General features: G+C 71.8%; 13 protein-coding genes and 1 pseudogene. 2 read left to right on the top strand and 12 right to left on the bottom strand.

The window, feature by feature from the left end; all coding sequences use genetic code 11:
- Positions 1–2 precede the first annotated feature (2 nt).
- The 3 genes from IH68_RS0125060 to IH68_RS0125050 all read right to left on the bottom strand — a co-directional run bounded on the left by IH68_RS0125060 (position 3) and on the right by IH68_RS0125050 (position 4,123).
- On the bottom strand, positions 3–968 hold the full coding sequence (locus tag IH68_RS0125060) for an alpha-ketoacid dehydrogenase subunit beta (RefSeq protein WP_030939140.1): 966 nt from the start codon (positions 966–968) through the stop codon (positions 3–5).
- 43 nt (positions 969–1,011) lie between these two features.
- A complete protein-coding gene (gene pdhA, locus IH68_RS0125055) occupies positions 1,012–2,190 on the bottom strand; it encodes a pyruvate dehydrogenase (acetyl-transferring) E1 component subunit alpha (RefSeq protein ID WP_030939138.1) in 1,179 nt (392 codons plus the stop codon).
- Between the two features lie 331 nt (positions 2,191–2,521).
- A complete protein-coding gene (locus IH68_RS0125050) occupies positions 2,522–4,123 on the bottom strand; it encodes a protein kinase domain-containing protein (RefSeq protein WP_030939136.1) in 1,602 nt (533 codons plus the stop codon).
- A gap of 334 nt (positions 4,124–4,457) precedes the next feature.
- Between IH68_RS0125050 and IH68_RS0125045 the strand changes: the two genes are divergently transcribed.
- The gene (locus IH68_RS0125045; RefSeq protein WP_030939134.1) at positions 4,458–6,098 is read left to right on the top strand and encodes a protein kinase domain-containing protein; all 1,641 of its coding nucleotides are present in this window, start codon (positions 4,458–4,460) and stop codon (positions 6,096–6,098) included.
- 91 nt (positions 6,099–6,189) lie between these two features.
- Here IH68_RS0125045 and IH68_RS0125040 read toward each other — a convergent pair whose 3' ends face one another.
- Together IH68_RS0125040 and IH68_RS50115 are read right to left on the bottom strand one after the other, a co-directional pair.
- Positions 6,190–6,726, bottom strand: a complete 537-nt coding sequence (locus IH68_RS0125040) for a bacterial proteasome activator family protein (RefSeq protein WP_030939131.1) — start codon at positions 6,724–6,726, stop codon at positions 6,190–6,192.
- Positions 6,727–6,812: 86 nt separating this feature from the next.
- Positions 6,813–7,420 (bottom strand): annotated as a pseudogene (locus IH68_RS50115) (PadR family transcriptional regulator).
- A 528-nt stretch (positions 7,421–7,948) separates the two neighbouring features.
- Here IH68_RS50115 and IH68_RS57265 point away from each other — a divergent pair.
- Positions 7,949–8,101: a hypothetical protein gene (locus tag IH68_RS57265; RefSeq protein WP_199931926.1), complete on the top strand. Its 153-nt coding sequence runs from the start codon at positions 7,949–7,951 to the stop codon at positions 8,099–8,101.
- 14 nt (positions 8,102–8,115) lie between these two features.
- Here the strand turns inward: IH68_RS57265 and IH68_RS0125025 are convergent, their stop codons facing one another.
- The 7 genes from IH68_RS0125025 to pdhA (IH68_RS0124995) all read right to left on the bottom strand — a co-directional run bounded on the left by IH68_RS0125025 (position 8,116) and on the right by pdhA (IH68_RS0124995) (position 16,099).
- Positions 8,116–9,096, bottom strand: a complete 981-nt coding sequence (locus IH68_RS0125025; RefSeq protein ID WP_030939128.1) for an NAD(P)H-quinone oxidoreductase — start codon at positions 9,094–9,096, stop codon at positions 8,116–8,118.
- Positions 9,097–9,183: 87 nt separating this feature from the next.
- Entirely contained in the window at positions 9,184–10,281 is a 1,098-nt protein-coding gene (locus IH68_RS0125020) for a potassium channel family protein (RefSeq protein ID WP_030939126.1), read from the bottom strand.
- Positions 10,278–11,660, bottom strand: coding sequence for a molybdopterin molybdotransferase MoeA (locus tag IH68_RS0125015; RefSeq protein ID WP_030939124.1), 1,383 nt, complete (start codon positions 11,658–11,660; stop codon positions 10,278–10,280). Before IH68_RS0125015 ends, IH68_RS0125020 begins: the two co-directional genes overlap by 4 nt.
- Positions 11,657–12,595, bottom strand: coding sequence for an NTP transferase domain-containing protein (locus IH68_RS0125010; protein ID WP_030939122.1), 939 nt, complete (start codon positions 12,593–12,595; stop codon positions 11,657–11,659). The genes IH68_RS0125015 and IH68_RS0125010 overlap by 4 nt, the downstream gene beginning before the upstream one ends.
- A gap of 74 nt (positions 12,596–12,669) precedes the next feature.
- The gene (locus IH68_RS0125005; RefSeq protein ID WP_030939121.1) at positions 12,670–13,962 is read right to left on the bottom strand and encodes a dihydrolipoamide acetyltransferase family protein; all 1,293 of its coding nucleotides are present in this window, start codon (positions 13,960–13,962) and stop codon (positions 12,670–12,672) included.
- Complete coding sequence (locus IH68_RS0125000) at positions 13,962–14,966, bottom strand: alpha-ketoacid dehydrogenase subunit beta (protein WP_030939119.1); 1,005 nt, start codon at positions 14,964–14,966, stop codon at positions 13,962–13,964. Before IH68_RS0125000 ends, IH68_RS0125005 begins: the two co-directional genes overlap by 1 nt.
- Positions 14,966–16,099 carry a pyruvate dehydrogenase (acetyl-transferring) E1 component subunit alpha gene (gene pdhA / locus IH68_RS0124995; RefSeq protein ID WP_030939116.1) on the bottom strand — a complete coding sequence of 378 codons (1,134 nt, stop codon included), beginning with the start codon at positions 16,097–16,099 and terminating at the stop codon, positions 14,966–14,968. The genes IH68_RS0125000 and pdhA (IH68_RS0124995) overlap by 1 nt, the downstream gene beginning before the upstream one ends.
- Between the last annotated feature and the right edge of the window lie 167 nt (positions 16,100–16,266).

The raw sequence follows: 16,266 nt of genomic DNA, 5'->3' as shown, positions 1-16,266 counted from the left end.
CCTCAGTACGCCAGGGCGCGGTCGACGGCGTCGAGCACCCGGTCCAGGCCCGGCAGGTACTCCTCCTCCAGGCGGGCCGGCGGGTACGGGGCGTGGTAGCCGCCGACCCTGAGGACCGGTGCCTCCAGGTGGTAGAAGCAGCGCTCCGTGATGCGGGCGGCGATCTCCGCGCCCGAGCCGAGGAACACCGGCGCCTCGTGGACGACGACCAGGCGGCGCGTCTTCTCCACGGACGCCTGGATCGAGTCGAAGTCCATCGGGGACATCGAGCGCAGGTCCAGGACCTCCAGGGACTTGCCCTCCTCGGCGGCCGCGGCGGCGGCCTCCTGGCAGAGCTTCACCATCGGGCCGTAGGCGACGAGGGTCAGGTCGGTGCCCTCGCGGACGACCTGGGCCTTGTGCAGCGGGCCCGGGATGGCCTCCGTGTTGACCTCGGCCTTGTCCCAGTAGCGCCGCTTGGGCTCGAAGAAGATCACCGGGTCGTCGCTCTGGATGGCCTGCTGCATCATCCAGTAGGCGTCCGACGCGTTGGCGGGGCTGACCACCTTCAGGCCCGCCACATGCGCGAAGAGCGCCTCGGGGGACTCGGAGTGGTGCTCCACCGCGCCGATGCCGCCGCCGTAGGGGATGCGGACGACGACCGGGAGCTTGACCTTGCCCAGTGAGCGCGCGTGCATCTTCGCGAGCTGCGTGACGATCTGGTCGTACGCGGGGAAGACGAAGCCGTCGAACTGGATCTCCACGACCGGGCGGTAGCCGCGGAGCGCGAGCCCGATGGCGGTGCCCACGATGCCGGACTCGGCGAGCGGGGTGTCGATGACCCGGCTCTCGCCGAAGTCCTTCTGCAGGCCGTCCGTCACACGGAAGACACCGCCGAGCTTGCCGACGTCCTCGCCCATGATCAGGACCTTGGGGTCGGATTCCAGGGCGCGGCGCAGCGACTCGTTGATCGCCTTGGCGAGAGCCATGTTTTTGGATGTCACAGCCTGGGATGTCACAGCCTCAGCCATGTCAGTTGCCCCCCTCATCCGCGAACGACGCCTGGTAGGCGGCGAACTGGGCTCGCTCCTCGTCGACGAGCGCATGCCCGTCCGCGTACACGTTCTCGAAGATGGCGAAGTGGTCCGGGTCCGGCATGGCGCGGACCGCCTCACGCACTCGTTTGCCCAACGCTTCGCTCTCGGCCTCGAGTTCCGCGAAGAATCCGTCGTCCGTGTGGTTTGAAGCCTCCAGGTACCGGCGAAGGCGCAGAATCGGGTCCTTCGCCTCCCAGGCCTCGCGCTCCTCGTCGGCCCGGTACTTCGTCGGGTCGTCGGAGGTGGTGTGGGCGCCCATGCGGTACGTGTACGCCTCGACGAGGGTGGGGCCCTCACCGCGGCGGGCGCGCTCCAGGGCCCACTTCGTGACCGCGAGGCAGGCCAGTACGTCGTTGCCGTCGACCCGGACGCCGGGGAAGCCGTAGCCCTGCGCACGCTGGTAGAGCGGGACGCGGGTCTGCTTCTCGGTCGGCTCGGAGATCGCCCACTGGTTGTTCTGGCAGAAGAACACGACCGGGGCGTTGTAGACCGCGGAGAAGGTGAAGGACTCGGCCACGTCGCCCTGGCTGGAGGCGCCGTCACCGAAGTAGGCGATGACCGCGCTGTCCGCGCCGTCCTTGGCGATACCCATCGCATAGCCCGTGGCGTGCAGCGTCTGGGAGCCGATGACGATCGTGTACAGGTGGAAGTTGTTGCCGTTGGGGTCCCAGCCGCCGTTGTTCACGCCGCGGAACATGCCCAGCAGGTTGGTCGGGTCGACCCCGCGGCACCAGGCGACGCCGTGCTCGCGGTAGGTCGGGAAGACGTAGTCGTCCTCGCGGGTGGCCCGGCCCGAGCCGATCTGGGCGGCCTCCTGGCCGAGCAGCGAGGCCCACAGGCCCAGCTCGCCCTGGCGCTGCAGGGAGGTGGCCTCGGCGTCGAAGCGGCGGGTGAGCACCATGTCGCGGTACAGACCGCGGAGCTCATCGGGGGTGATGCCGGCGACGTACTCGTCGTACTCGGCGTTCTTGACGCGCTCGCCCTCGGGCGTCAGCAGCTGTACGAGCTCGGGGTCCGTGCTCGGCGATTTCCTTGCGGTGGTCGTCTTGCCGGCCGTGCTCTTGGTACCGGCGCTGCGTCGCGGCTTGCGCGGGGCAGTGCTCTCCACGGTCACGTGTGCTCCTCCGTCGGTCCGGCATCCCGGGTTCGCCGGGATGCCAGTGCGGCTCGCCCGAAGCCCTACGGACGCACAGGGTGGGTGCGGCCCGGTCGGGGACAGGCGTGACAGGTGCCCCGGCGAGCGCCCTGCAAAAAGCACGTTACCCAGTGCTCCACATTTCTGTGAAACCCCTCCTGACCTGCGATTTTGCTTGGATTTCCAAGTAAATCGCGAAAGTCGGGAACATCTCCTGGTCACAGCCTTGCAGGGGGCCGGAACAACGGCACGTTATCCCGGTGACCCACGTCACGGGAAGAGTTCACCTCGGGCGAGGCCCGGCGACGGATCAGCCGCCGACGCCCGACGTGTCCCCTGCCGTGCCGCCGTTGTCACCGCCGGCAACCGTCCCCGGGTCCGACGTGTCGCCCGTCGGCGGGGTCGACGGGGTCGGGTCGTCCGTCGGGTCCTCGGTCGTCGCCGGGTCCGACGGCTCGCTGGTCGGCTGGCTGCTGGGGGTCTTGGACGGGGTGTACGACGGGGTGTACGACGGCGTGTAGCTCCCGGCCCCTGAGCTCGTGCCGGAGCCGTCGTCCGTGGACGTGTCCGTCGGCTGGTCGGTCGGCTCGTCGGTCGGCTCGTCGGAGGTGGTGTCCTTGCTCGTCTGCGAGGTGGTCGGCGAGTGCGTGGGGTCGCTGCCGCCGTTGCCGTTGCCGGTGTTGTGCAGCGCCAGCGCGACACCCGCCGCGATGGCGATCACGGCGAGGACGGCGAGGATCCACAGCTTGCCGCGGCCGCTGCCCTTGTTGCCGTGCCCCTCGAAGCCGCCGTCGTCCCCGCCGCCGTAGCCGGCGGGCAGGATCGGCTGCGGGATCTGCGTCGTACCGGAGGAGTCGCCGGGGTGCGGCAGCACCGTCGTGCTCGCGAAGCCCGCGGCCGGGGTGTTCCGGCCCTCGTGCATGGCGACCGGGCCGGTGTTCCAGGTGCCGGTGTGGCCGCCCTGGTCGTACAGCATCTGCAGCCCGTACTGGACCAGGCCGCGCATCTCCTCGGCGGTCTGGAAGCGGTCGTCCGGCTCCTTGGCGAGCGAGCGCATGACGAGGCCGTCGAGCTCCGGCGGCACGGACTGCGAGACCTCGGACGGCGGCGTCGGGATGTCCTGGACGTGCTGGTAGACCACCGACAGCGGGGTCTCGCCCGTGAAGGGGGGACGCAGCGCGAGGAGTTCGTAGAGGAGGCAGCCCGTCGCGTACAGGTCGGAGCGGTGGTCGACGGCCTTGCCGAGCGCCTGCTCCGGGGAGAGGTACTGCGGCGTGCCCATGACCATGCCGGTCTGCGTCATCGTCGACTGCGCGCCATGCAGAGCGCGGGCGATGCCGAAGTCCATCACCTTCACCGCGCCGGTGTGCGTGATGATCACGTTCGCCGGCTTGATGTCGCGGTGCACGATGCCGTGCTGGTGCGAGTAGGCGAGCGCCTCCAGCACACCGGACACGATGATCAGGGCCTGCTCCGGGCCGGGCGCCTCGGCGTTGATCAGCAGGTCGCGGATGGTGCGGCCCTCGACGATCTCCATCACGATGTACGGGACGCTCTGGGCACCCCCCGTGCCGTAGCCGCCCGGCAGCGTGTCCTCGCCGGAGTCGTACACGGCGACGATCGCATGGTGGTTGAGGCCGGCCACCGACTGGGCCTCGCGCGTGAAGCGGGCCTTGGAGACCGGGTCCTCGGCGAGGTCGGCTCGGAGCAGCTTGACCGCGACGGTGCGCCCGAGGCGCACGTCCTCCGCGGCGAAAACCTCCGCCATGCCGCCCCGGCCGAGTCTGCGGGTCAGCCGGTACCGGCCGTCCCCGACCAATCCGCCGTTCCCCCACATTTCCGGCGCATCTGACATACCGCCGCCAGTCGCCTCGGGGTCGGACGGGCCCTGGGCGCGCTGCTGCTGTGCCATCAGTCCTCGCCGTCGTTTCTGCCCGCGGTGCGCGCGGTGTTGTTACGGTCTCCGTCGGCCACGCTACAGCCTCAACGCAAGCCGCCGGTCCGAGAAGGGGGCCGGAACCGGCACAGGACGGACCGGCCATCAAACCGTCACTCCGTCAGTGCGTGCAAGTTCTGTGTACCGCCCGTACAGCCTCTGTAACGCTCCCGCGACGCTTCTATCGCGTACGGTCACGGATCGGGCACCGAGCTTGACGTGTCAGTGCCCTGGGGCAGACTTGGCCGGGAATAGCACTTTGGATCATCGGCAGTCAACGGCGCCTCAAGGCCCACGGGGGAAGCGGAACATGAGCCAGGACGGCGCACAGGGCCGGTATGCGGGGCGGGCGCTCGCCGGCGGCCGCTATCAACTGCGCGACCTGCTCGGCGAGGGCGGCATGGCCTCCGTGCACCTGGCCTACGACTCCGTGCTCGACCGCCAGGTCGCGATCAAGACGCTGCACACCGAACTCGGCCGCGAGCAGGCCTTCCGCGAGCGCTTCCGCCGCGAGGCCCAGGCCGTGGCGAAGCTCACGCACACCAATATCGTCTCGGTCTTCGACACCGGCGAGGACAGCCTTGACGGAATGACCACGCCGTACATCGTCATGGAGTACGTCGAGGGCCGCCCGCTGGGCTCGGTGCTCGACGAAGATGTGCGGCAGCTCGGCGCGATGCCCGCCGACAAGGCGCTGAAGATCACCGCGGACGTTCTCGCGGCGCTGGAGATCAGCCACGAGATGGGCCTGGTCCACCGGGACATCAAGCCGGGCAACGTGATGGTCACCAAGCGCGGCGTCGTCAAGGTGATGGACTTCGGCATCGCGCGCGCCATGCAGTCCGGTGTGACGTCGATGACACAGACCGGCATGGTCGTCGGCACCCCGCAGTACCTGTCGCCGGAGCAGGCGCTGGGGCGGGGCGTGGACGCCCGGTCCGATCTGTACTCGGTCGGCATCATGCTGTTCCAACTGGTCACCGGGCGGCTGCCGTTCGAGGCGGACTCGCCGCTGGCGATCGCGTACGCGCATGTGCAGGAGGAGCCGGTGGCTCCTTCGTCGATCAACCGGGCACTGCCTCCCGCGGTGGACGCGCTGGTTGCCCGCGCGCTGAAGAAGAACCCGAACGAGCGTTTCCCGAGCTCTGAGGCAATGCGTGCCGAGTGCCTGCGCGTGTCCGCGTCCTTCCAGGCCGCCCCGCCGAGCATCGTGCCGGGCACCCGCCCCCAGAGCGGCTCCGGCGTCGGCTCCGCGGTGTTCCCGCCGGTCAGCCAGGCGCCCCAGGCACCCCCGGGCCCCGTACAGACGCCGTACCAGCCGTCCCAGCCGCCGACCCCGAACCCGTACAGCGCGCCGACGCCGCCTCCTTCTCCTGCGTACGGCTACCCGCAGCAGGGCGGCTACCGGACGCCCTCGCCGTATGCGCAGCCGCAGACCCCGCCGCCGTACAACCTCACGCCCCAGCAGCGGCCCTCCGCGCCTCCGGGCGGCGGCAAGAACAACAAGTCGGTGGTCATCGGCACGATCGTCGTCTCGATCATCGCCGTCGGCGGCCTGATCGCGGCCCTGGCGCTCAACGGGAGCGGCGGTGGCGGAGGAGGCGGAGGCGACGAGGGAAGCGGCGGCAGCAGTCCGACCGCGACGACGACCCACGCGGCGGACTGGCGCGGGCCGGACACCACCAAGGTGATCGACTCGACGGAGTGCACGGAACCGCAGGAGTCGTACACCGACGAGAACAAGATCCGGGTGCCCGACTTCCGGTTCAAGTACATCGAGTCGGTCAAGGAGTGCGCGAAGGCCGCGGGCTGGTCGCTGGTGGTCAACGACTACAACGAGAACACGTACGGCGAGGGCGCGGTGATCGACCAGACCCCCGAGGCCGGCTCGGACGTCGACCCGGGCAAGGTCGAGATCACGCTCGACGTCTCGACGGGCAACCCGTCCTGACCCCGGGCACCCGGACGCAGACATGACGAAGGGCCCGGCGGCCGAAGCCGCCGGGCCCTTTCGCACACGTCGCCACAGGTCGTTCAGGTGGCTACAGGTACGGCCCGCCCGAGCGGCCGGCCGGGTGGCCTTCCTCGCCCATCTCGTGACCCACGCCCGGCGGCAGCGCGCGCCGCATCTGCTCCAACTGGGCCCGCGCGGCCATCTGCTGGGCGAACAGCGTGGTCTGGATGCCGTGGAAGAGGCCCTCCAGCCAGCCCACCAACTGGGCCTGCGCGATGCGCAGTTCGGCGTCGCTGGGCGTGCCGTCGTCCGTGAAGGGCAGCGAGAGCCGCTCCAGTTCCTCGACCAGCTCCGGCGCCAGCCCGTCCTCCAGCTCCTTCACCGAGCTGCGGTGGATCTCCTTGAGCCGGGCCCGGCTCGCCTCGTCCAGGGGAGCGGCGCGCACCTCCTCCAGGAGCTGCTTGATCATGCTGCCGATCCGCATCACCTTGGCCGGCTGCTCGACCTGCTCCGTCACCGGAATCTCGCGGGAGTCCTCGTCCCCACCGCCAATCGCCATGCCGTCCTGGCCCACGACCAGGATCTGGGGGTTCTCCGGCGACCTGTCGTTCCTCGGCATCTCCATGCCGCCATTCTCTCGCACGTGTGCATCTCATCACCGTGGTGCCCCCTGTGGAGGGTGATCCACCGTTTACGGTGCGGGAGTTTCCGTCACGGCGCGTGAATTTCCGTCACGGCGCGTGGGTTTCCGTCCTGAGCCGGAGCAGCCGGGCCTCGGTGGGGTCCCCCCCCCCGTTCGAGCGAAGTCGAGAAGTGGGGGAGGTCCAGCCAGCGGATCTCGGCCTCCGTGTGGCAGATGAGCTGCTCCAGCACGAGCAGCCGCGCCGGCTCGTCCGGGTGCCCGGGTGTCCGGCCCAGCGCATGCGCCCGCTGCCGTACGTACTCGTGGAGCGCACCGCGACATGCCGGCGCTGCGCCTCGACGACCTTCCGCACGTCGACGCCGGGTGCCCCGACCGCCAGGACCAGCTTGATCGCCAGCTCGTCGCGCGGTGGAGCGGCCCGCTGTACGGGACGCGCGAACCAGGCCCGCAGCTCGGCCCGGCCCGCCTCGGTCAGCGCGTACAGCACCCGCCCGGCCTCGTCCTCGCCGTCCTGGACGACCATCCCGTCCCGTTCCAGCCGGCCGAGGGTCGTGTGGACCTGCCCGATGTTCAGCGGCCAGGTGCCGGCCGTGCGTGCCTCGAACTCGGTGCGCAGCCGGGAGCCGTAGCGGGGGCCGTCTTCGAGGAGCGCCAGCAGCCCGTGACGAATCGACATACCCGGATTGTGCAGCGGGTTCGGATTTTTGGCGGAACCCGGAATGCCGGAAGTACGGGCCAATGTGACGCTTGGGGCGTGAATCCATGGCTGCGTGCTTTGAAGGGGGCCGGACTGGTCGTGGGGGTGGGGGCCGGCGTACTGGTGTTCCCGTACGGGAGTGGTTCGTCGTACGGGGCGATTGCCTCGTACGGAGGTGTGTCGACGCACGGGAGCGTTTCGACGCACGAGGCCGTACCGGGGCGCGGGAGCGTTTCGACGCACGACACTGGTCGTACGGCTGCTGAGGGAGCCCCTGCGGCTGCCTCCCGGGAAGCCTCCCCGTCTGCCTCTGTCTCCTCCACCGCCTCCCCCGGGCCGTCCCGCGCCGGGAGCCGGGCGGGTGAGGGCCGGGAGCGGCCGGGACGACGGGAGACGGCGGACGCGTCCGCCCCCTCGGACGAGGGGGACGAGGAATCGTCTTCCCGGGAGGGGGAGTCGGACGCGGGTCAGGCCGCCTCGGCGTCGCCGCCCGCGGAGGCAGGCCTGGTGCCCTCCAAACCCGCGCAGCGCACTGCGCAGCGGGCCGCCGAGCAGCCCGCCGAGCCCGTCCTGCGGATCCTGCCGCTGGGCAGCGGGCTGGTCCTGATCGGGCTCGGCCTGGGACTCGCCTTCATCGGCCTGCGGATGCGGCGGGCATAGCGCACTCGGGGAATCTAGGGCACGACCAGCAGCACCTTGCCCACATGTCCGCTCTCCTCGACCACCCGGTGGGCTGCCGCCGCGTCGTCCATCGGGAGTTCGCGGTCGACAACGGGGCGGACGTGGCCGGCATCGAGCAGGGGCCACACATGCTCGCGTACGGCCGCGACGATCGCCGCCTTCTCGGGGAGCGGGCGGGCCCGCAGCGAGGTCGCGCTGATCGCGGCCCGCTTGCTCAGGAGCGCGGCGATGTTCAGCTCCCCCTTGATGCCGCCCTGCATACCGATGATCGCGAGCCGGCCGTTGACGGCGAGGGCCTGGACGTTGCGGTCCAGGTACTTGGCGCCCATGTTGTCGAGGATGACGTCGGCGCCCGCGCCGTCCGTGGCCTTCTTGACCTCGGCGACGAAGTCCTGCTCCCGGTAGTTGATCAGGATGTCGGCGCCCAGATCGGCGCACTGCTGCAGCTTCTCCTCGGTGCCCGCCGTGACGGCGACCTTGGCGCCGACGGCCTTGGCGAGCTGGATGGCCATGGTGCCGATGCCGCTGGAGCCGCCGTGCACGAGCAGCGTCTCGCCCGGGCGCAGGTGGGCGATCATGAAGACGTTGGACCAGACCGTGCAGACCACCTCGGGCAGCGCGGCCGCCTGCCTGAGGTCGATGCCCTTGGGGACGGGCAGCAGTTGGCCGGCCGGGATCGCCACCTTCTCGGCGTAGCCGCCGCCCGCGAGCAGCGCGCACACCTCGTCGCCGACCGCCCAGCCGGAGACTCCGGGACCGAGCGCGGCGACCCGGCCGGAGCACTCCAGACCGGGATGGCGGGACGCGCCCGGCGGCGGGTCGTAGAAGCCCTGCCGCTGCAGGATGTCGGCGCGGTTGACGGCGCTGGCCACCACCTCGACCAGGACCTCGCCCTCACCGGCCACCGGATCCGGGACCTCGTCCCACACCAGCGCCTCGGGCCCACCAGGTTCGGGAATCGTGATCGCATGCATGAAGGGGACGCTACTCCCTGGCGTCGGCGGTGCGCGGGCCTGCCGGTCCTCGGGCCGGTCACGGTGCGGCGCTGCAACCGCAGGTGATCACACCTGGCGCAGGGGCCGGACGTCGGGTGCGACCTGTGCGCCCGGCGACGCCCGGACGATGGTGATCAGCCGGTCCGTCAACTGCAGTGTCCCGACGGCCGGATCGTCGTATCCGAGCACCCGGTGCCCGCGTACGACGCTCACGACCAGGTCCTCGGTCTCCCGCGGTGTCTTGCCCGCCTCGGCCTTCACGACCGGCCGCTCGACCATGTCGAGGCCGCTGCCCTGCTGGATGAGGTCCTCCATGACCATGGCGGCGGCCGGGCTGAGCACGGACAGGCCGAGCAGGCGGCCGGCGGCGCTGGCGCTGGTGATGACCGCGTCGGCGCCGGACTGCTGGAGCAACGGCGCGTTCTCCTCCTCGCGCACCGCGGCCACGATCTTCGCCCCGCGGTTGAGCTGCCGTGCCGTCAGCGTGACGAGTACGGCCGTGTCGTCGCGCTGGGTGGCGATGATGATCTGCCGCGCCCGGTGCACCTCGGCCCGCTTCAGCACGTCGCTGCGCGTCGCGTCCCCGACCACACCGGCGTAGCCCTCGGCCGTCGCCGCCTCGATCACCTTGGAGCTGGGGTCGACCACGACGACCTGCTCCTTCTTCAGTCCCGTCGCGCACACGGTCAGGATCGCCGAGCGCCCCTTCGTGCCGAAGCCGACGACGACGGTGTGGTCGCGCAAGGTGGACCTCCAGCGGTTCAGTCGCCATTCCTCCCGGGTGCGCTCGGTGAGGACCTCGAGCGTGGTGCCGACCAGGATGATCAGAAAGAGCACGCGCAGCGGCGTGACGACGAAGATGTTGGTGAACCGGGCAGTGTCGCTGACCGGGGTGATGTCGCCGTATCCGGTGGTGGAGAGGGTGACGGTCGCGTAGTAGAAGGCGTCCAGCAGGTCGACCGACCGGTCGGAGTTGTCGTTGTAGCCGTCGTGGTCGGCGTAGACGATCAGAGCGGTCGCGACCAGGACCGCGAGGGCCAGTAACAGCCGTTTGGCGACCTGGCGTATCGGCCGCTCGACCACCTTCCTCGGCAGTCTCACGCGATGGGTCACGAGATGTTCGTCCGCCTGGCGGGCGATCGCGTCATGGCCCGGAAGTTTCACGTGAAACACACCCCGATTCCGGCGGACGCCCAGGGCAGGTCGAGGAGCTCCAGTTCCTGACCCGGGCGGGCGCCGCCCGGTGGTACGACCGCGAGGGCGTCGGCCGCCGCGATGCCGCGCAGCATGGCCGGACCGTTGTAGTGCAGCGGCACGGCGCTGTCGCCGCGCAGCACGACGGGGATGAGCCGGGTGTCGTACGGATGCCCGTGCACCCCGTCCTGGAGCGGCAGGGCGTACGGCTCCGGGGCGGGACGTGCGGCGAGCGTGCGCAGCAGGGGTTCGGCGAGGGTGAGCAGGCCGGAGACGGCTGCGAGGGGGTTGCCGGGCAGTCCGACGAGGTGCTGGTTCTCCTTGGTGCGGGCCAGCAGCATGGGGTGGCCGGGGCGCACCTTCACGCCGTCCACGAGGAGTTCGGCGCCGATGCGCTGGAGGGTCGGGTGCACGTGGTCGACCGGTCCGGAGGCGGTGCCGCCGGTGGTGACGATCAGGTCGGCCTCGGAGCCCGTGATGGCCTTGCGCAGGGCCTTGGCGTCGTCCCCGAGCCTGCGTACGGAGGTCACCTCGGCACCCATTGCCCGCAGCCAGGGCGGCAGCATCGGGCCGAGGGCGTCCCTGATCAGGCCGTCGTGCGGCCGTCCCTCGGTGAGCAGTTCGTCGCCCAGGACGAGGACTTCGACGCGTGGGCGGGGGACGGCGTTGACGGTGTCGTAGCCGGCGGCCGCGGCGAGGCCGAGCACGGCCGGGGTCACGAGGGCGCCGACGGGCAGGAGCTGGTCGCCGGTGCGGCACTCCTGGCCGCGGGGGCGGATGTCCTGGCCGTGCTGCACCTCGCGAGTGGCGTGCAGGCGGCCCTTGTCGTCGGTGCGGCCGTGTTCGCTGCGGATCACGGCGGTGGTGTCCGGGGGGATGCGGGCGCCGGTGGCGATACGGACGGCCTCGCCGTCGGTGAGTGCTCCGGGCTCGGCGTGTCCGGCCAGGACGCCCTCGTCCCGTACGTCCCAGGGGCCGGGTCCCGCGACCGCCCAGCCGTCCATCGCCGAGGTGTCGAAGGAGGGCAGGTCGGTGAGGGCGGTGAGGGGGGCGGCCAGCGTGAGGCCGAGGGAGGTTTCGAGGGGGACCGAGACGAGGGGGCGGCGGGCGGCGGAACGGGCGGCGCGGGCGGCGATCGCCCGGGCCTCGGGCCAGGGGGTGGCCCGGTGGTGGGCGTCGGGCTTGTGCGGCGCGGCGAGGTGGGCAGCCTGCGGGGCGGGCACCTGCGCGGAGTCGCCGGGGGTGCGGTTGCCGGGGGCGCGGTGGTCGGGTTCCTTCACCAGGGCGAGTACCTCCTCGACGTCGAGGTCCTCGACGTCCTCGCCGGGCGGGGTGGAGCGCGCGGTCATCCGGCGTCCGGGCGGGTGTCGGAGCCGGCGTCCGACTTGGCACCGGCGGCCTTGTCCGTCTCGTCGGCCTCGTCGGCCCAGCGCAGGGCGAGGGCCACGGCCTTGCGGGCGGCTTCGGCGACGGCTTCGGGGCCGCCGCCGGCCTGGGCGGCCGCGTAACCGACGAGGAAGGTGGTCAGCGGTGCCGCGGGCCTGGCCACCCCGTGTGCGGCGTCGCGGGCGAGGTCGAGCAGGACACCGGTGTCGACGTCCAGGTCGATGCCCAGCTCGTCCTTGGCTGCGGAAATCCATTCATCCAACACGTGCCCATGCTCCCTGATGCGTGCCCTGGCGGTGGCGATGTCGTCCCAGGTGTCGCAGTCGAAGGAGGCGACGGGGTCCGGGACGCGGGTGAGGTGGAGCGCTGCGGTCAGCCGGCGCAGCGGCAGCCCGGTGAGGCTGCCGTGCTCGGTGGCGAGCGCGGCCAGTTCGCGGCGCAGCGCGTGCGTGCGGTAGGCGGCCACGAGGGGCTGGTCGCGGCCGTCGGCGTCGGTGAGCAGGACGCCGTCGGCGTCGCTCGTCTGCAGTGCGCTCAGCAGCCGCGGCACGGTCGCCGTGCCGAGGAACGGCAGGTCGGCGGAGAGAACCACGGTCTGCGCGGCCGTGGTGTGGTGCAGTCCGGCGCCGAGCGCGGCGAGGGGGCCCCCGCCCGGCGGGTCCTCGCGGGCCCACCGCACGGGCCGGGCGGTGGGCCTGGAGCCCGCGACGACGACGGTCGTGCGGGCGCCGGCGCAGGCGGTCAGCACCCGGTCGAGCAGCGCCCGGCCGCCGACGCGCAGGCCGGGCTTGTCGGCGCCGCCGAGCCGCCGGGCGGCGCCCCCGGCGAGCACGACGGCGTCGTACGCGTCGTGCGCCGGGGCGGCGTCGCGGTCGCCGGAGGGCTCGTGCGAGGTCATCCCCCGAGTATGCGTGCCGTCACGATCACAGGGAACGCATGGGCGTCACCCGGAACGTGCGGGCGTCCTCGCCGTCACAGCGTGCGCAGCAGGACCGCCGGCTGTTCCACGCAGTCCGCCACGTACCGCAGGAAGCCGCCTGCCGTGCCGCCGTCGCACACCCGGTGGTCGAAGGTGAGCGAGAGCTGGACGACCTGCCGCACGGCGAGCTCGCCCTCGTGCACCCACGGCTTGGGGACGATGCGGCCGACGCCGAGCATGGCGGCCTCGGGGTGGTTGATGATCGGCGTGGACCCGTCGACACCGAACACGCCGTAGTTGTTCAACGTGAAGGTGCCACCGGTGAGTTCCCCGGGTGTGAGGCTGCCGGTGCGGGCCGCCTCGGTCAGCCGGGCGAACTCCGCGGTGAGCGCTTCGGCGTCGCGCGCGTGGGCGTCCCGTACGACCGGCACGACGAGGCCCCGCTCGGTCTGCGCGGCGAAGCCGAGGTGCACCTGGTCGAGCTGGACGACCTCCCTGGCCTCCGTGTCGACCGTGGAGTTGAGCTCGGGGAACCGGGCGAGGGCGGCCGTGCAGATGCGGGCCAGCAGGGCGAGGATGGAGATCTTCGGCCCGCCCGAGGCGTTCATCGCGGCACGCGCGCGCATGAGCTCGGTCGCGTCGGCGTCCACCCAGCAGGTCGCGTCCGGTATCTCGCGGCGGCTGCGGGAGAGCTTGTCGGCGACGGCACCCCGGATGCCCTTGAGGGGGATGCGGAGGCCGGTGCCGGGTGCTGCGGTGGGCGCCTGGGGCGCGGCAGCGGTCTCCGCCGCCCGTCCCTGTGCCTCGGCGGCACGCAGCGCGTACTCGACGTCCGCGCGGAGGATCAGCCCGTCGGGGCCGGAGCCCGTCATCTCCTTCAGGTCCAGGCCGTTCTGCCGGGCGAGCCGGCGCACCAGCGGCGAGATCACGGGGACGGGTCCGTCCGCCGCCTCGCGTGCGCCGGAGCTTCCGTTCGCCTCCCGGGGCGCGGCGGGCGCCGTCTGTCCCGGCCGTACCCTCCTGCGTCGCGCGGGCGCCTCCGAAGTGCCGTATCCCACCAGCACGTTGCCCGAGCCCTCGGTCTCACTCCCTGAAGCCGCCGGTCCGACCGCGACCGTCAGCAGGGGTGCGCCGACGGGCAGTTCGGTGCCCTCCTCACCGAAGCGGGCGGTGACCACGCCGCCGTAGGGGCAGGGCACGTCGACCAGCGCCTTGGCCGTCTCGACCTCGACGACCGGCTGGTCGACCGCGACGACGTCGCCGACCTCCACCAGCCAGCGGACGATCTCCGCCTCGGTGAGCCCCTCCCCGAGGTCGGGGAGCCTGAACTCCAACACCTGTGCCATCAGCTCTCGGCCTCCCACTGCAGACGCCCCACGGCATCCAGGATGCGGTCCACGCCGGGCAGATGGTGGCGCTCCAGCATCGGCGGCGGGTACGGGATGTCGAACCCGGCCACGCGCAGCACCGGCGCCTCCAGGTGGTGGAAGCAGCGCTCCGTGACACGGGCCGCTATCTCCCCGCCCGGCCCGCCGAACCCGCCCGACTCGTGCACGACGACCGCGCGCCCGGTGCGCCGTACCGAGGCGCAGACCGTCTCGTCGTCGAACGGCACCAGGGAGCGCAGGTCGACGACTTCGAGGTCCCAGCCCTCGGCCCGCGCGGCCTCGGCGGCTTCGAGGCAGACGGGCACGGACGGGCCGTAGGTGACGAGTGTGGCGCTGCGGCCCGGGCGCCGCACCACCGCGCGGCCTATCGGTTCAACGTCCGTCGGGTGCTCGGGGTTCCAGGAGTCCTTGGACCAGTACAGGCGCTTGGGTTCGAGGAAGACGACCGGGTCGTCGGAGGCGATGGCGGCGCGCAGCAGTCCGTAGGCGTCGGCGACGGTGGCGGGTGTGACGACATGGAGCCCCGGAGTCGCCATGTAGTACGCCTCGGAGGAGTCGCTGTGGTGCTCGACACCGCCGATGCCGCCGCCGTAGGGGACGCGAATGGTGAGCGGGAGGGGCATCGCGCCGCGGGTGCGGTTGCGCATCCGGGACACGTGCGAGATCAGCTGCTCGAACGCCGGGTAGGCGAACGCGTCGAACTGCATCTCCACGACCGGGCGCAGGCCGTACATCGCCATGCCGACCGCGGTGCCGAGGATGCCCGCCTCGGCCAGCGGGGTGTCCGTGCAGCGGTCCTCGCCGAACTCCTTGGCGAGGCCGTCGGTGACGCGGAAGACACCGCCGAGGGTGCCGACGTCCTCGCCCATGACGTGCACGGTGGGGTCGGCGGCCATGGCGTCGCGCAGCGCGCGCGTGAGCGCCTGCGCCATGGTGGCCGGCTTGAGGGCGACGGTGGTCATCAGCGGCCGCCTTCCTGTTCCGCGTGCAGCTCGGCCCGCAACTGGGCCTGCTGTTCGCGCAGTTGCCCGGTGGGCTCGGCGTACACATGGGCGAACAGGTCCATGGGGTCGAGGACCGGATCCTGGTTCATGCGTTCGCGCAGGTCGGCGGCCATGATCTCGGCAGTGTCGCGGGCGGCCCGGACGGCGTCGTCGTCGAGCAGGCCGCGCTCGGTCAGTTCGTGCTCCAGGAGCGCGATGGGGTCGTGGGCGCGCCAGGCCTCGACCTCGGTGTCGCCGCGGTAGCGGGTCGCGTCGTCGGCGTTGGTGTGGGCGTCGATGCGGTAGGTGATCGCCTCGATCAGGGTGGGGCCGCCGCCCTCGCGCGCGCGGCGCACGGCATCGGTGACGACCTCGTGCACGGCGGCCGCGTCGTTGCCGTCGACCAGGCGGCCGGGCATGCCGTAGCCGACGGCCTTGTGGGCCAGCGACGGGGCCGCGGTCTGCTTGGCCAGCGGGACGGAGATCGCGAAGCCGTTGTTCTGGACCAGGAAGACCACCGGGGCCTGCCAGACGGCGGCGAAGTTCAGCGCCTCGTGGAAGTCGCCCTCGCTGGAGCCGCCGTCGCCGACCATGGCGAGCGCGACCACGTCGTCGCCCTTGAGGCGGGCGGCGTGTGCGAGGCCGACGGCGTGCGGGAGCTGGGTGGCGAGGGGGGTGCACAGGGGGGCCACACGATGCTCGTGCGGGTCGTAGCCGGTGTGCCAGTCGCCGCGCAGCAAAGTGAGCGCCTGGACGGGATCCAGGCCGCGGGCGACCGCGGCGAGCGTGTCGCGGTAGCTGGGGAAGAGCCAGTCGCGGTCCTCAAGGGCGAGCGCGGCGGCGACCTGGCAGGCCTCCTGGCCGGTGCTGGACGGGTAGACGGCGAGGCGGCCCTGCTTGGTGAGGGCGGTCGCCTGCACGTTGTACCTGCGGCCGCGCACCAGCTCGGCGTACAGGCGGCGCAGCAGGGCCGGGTCGGCCTTCGCTGCCGCCTCGGTGCCGAGGACGCGGTAGGGCTCCGCGTCGGGCAGCAGCGGCGCGGGGTCCGTGCGGGGCTGCCAGGCGGGGGGCGGCGACGGCCGATACCCGCCGCGCTGCTCCATGACCGTCATGACGGCACCTCCTCGTGGGAGCGGCTTCAGGCGCGCCACGGGTGTGATGCGCCTCACCTACCGATTGTTCGGTCGTCGGCACATTTTGGCTACAGGCACCTTCAGGCTGTGGACAAACGGTTCTCCACAACCTGAAATGAACGCAGTACGTCCATGGTAGGGAGGCG

It is taken from the genome of Streptomyces sp. NRRL S-646, assembly GCF_000720765.1.
Lineage (GTDB): Bacteria > Actinomycetota > Actinomycetes > Streptomycetales > Streptomycetaceae > Streptomyces.
Note: the sequence above shows the minus strand (reverse complement) of the source record. Positions and strands in the feature narration are given on the sequence as shown.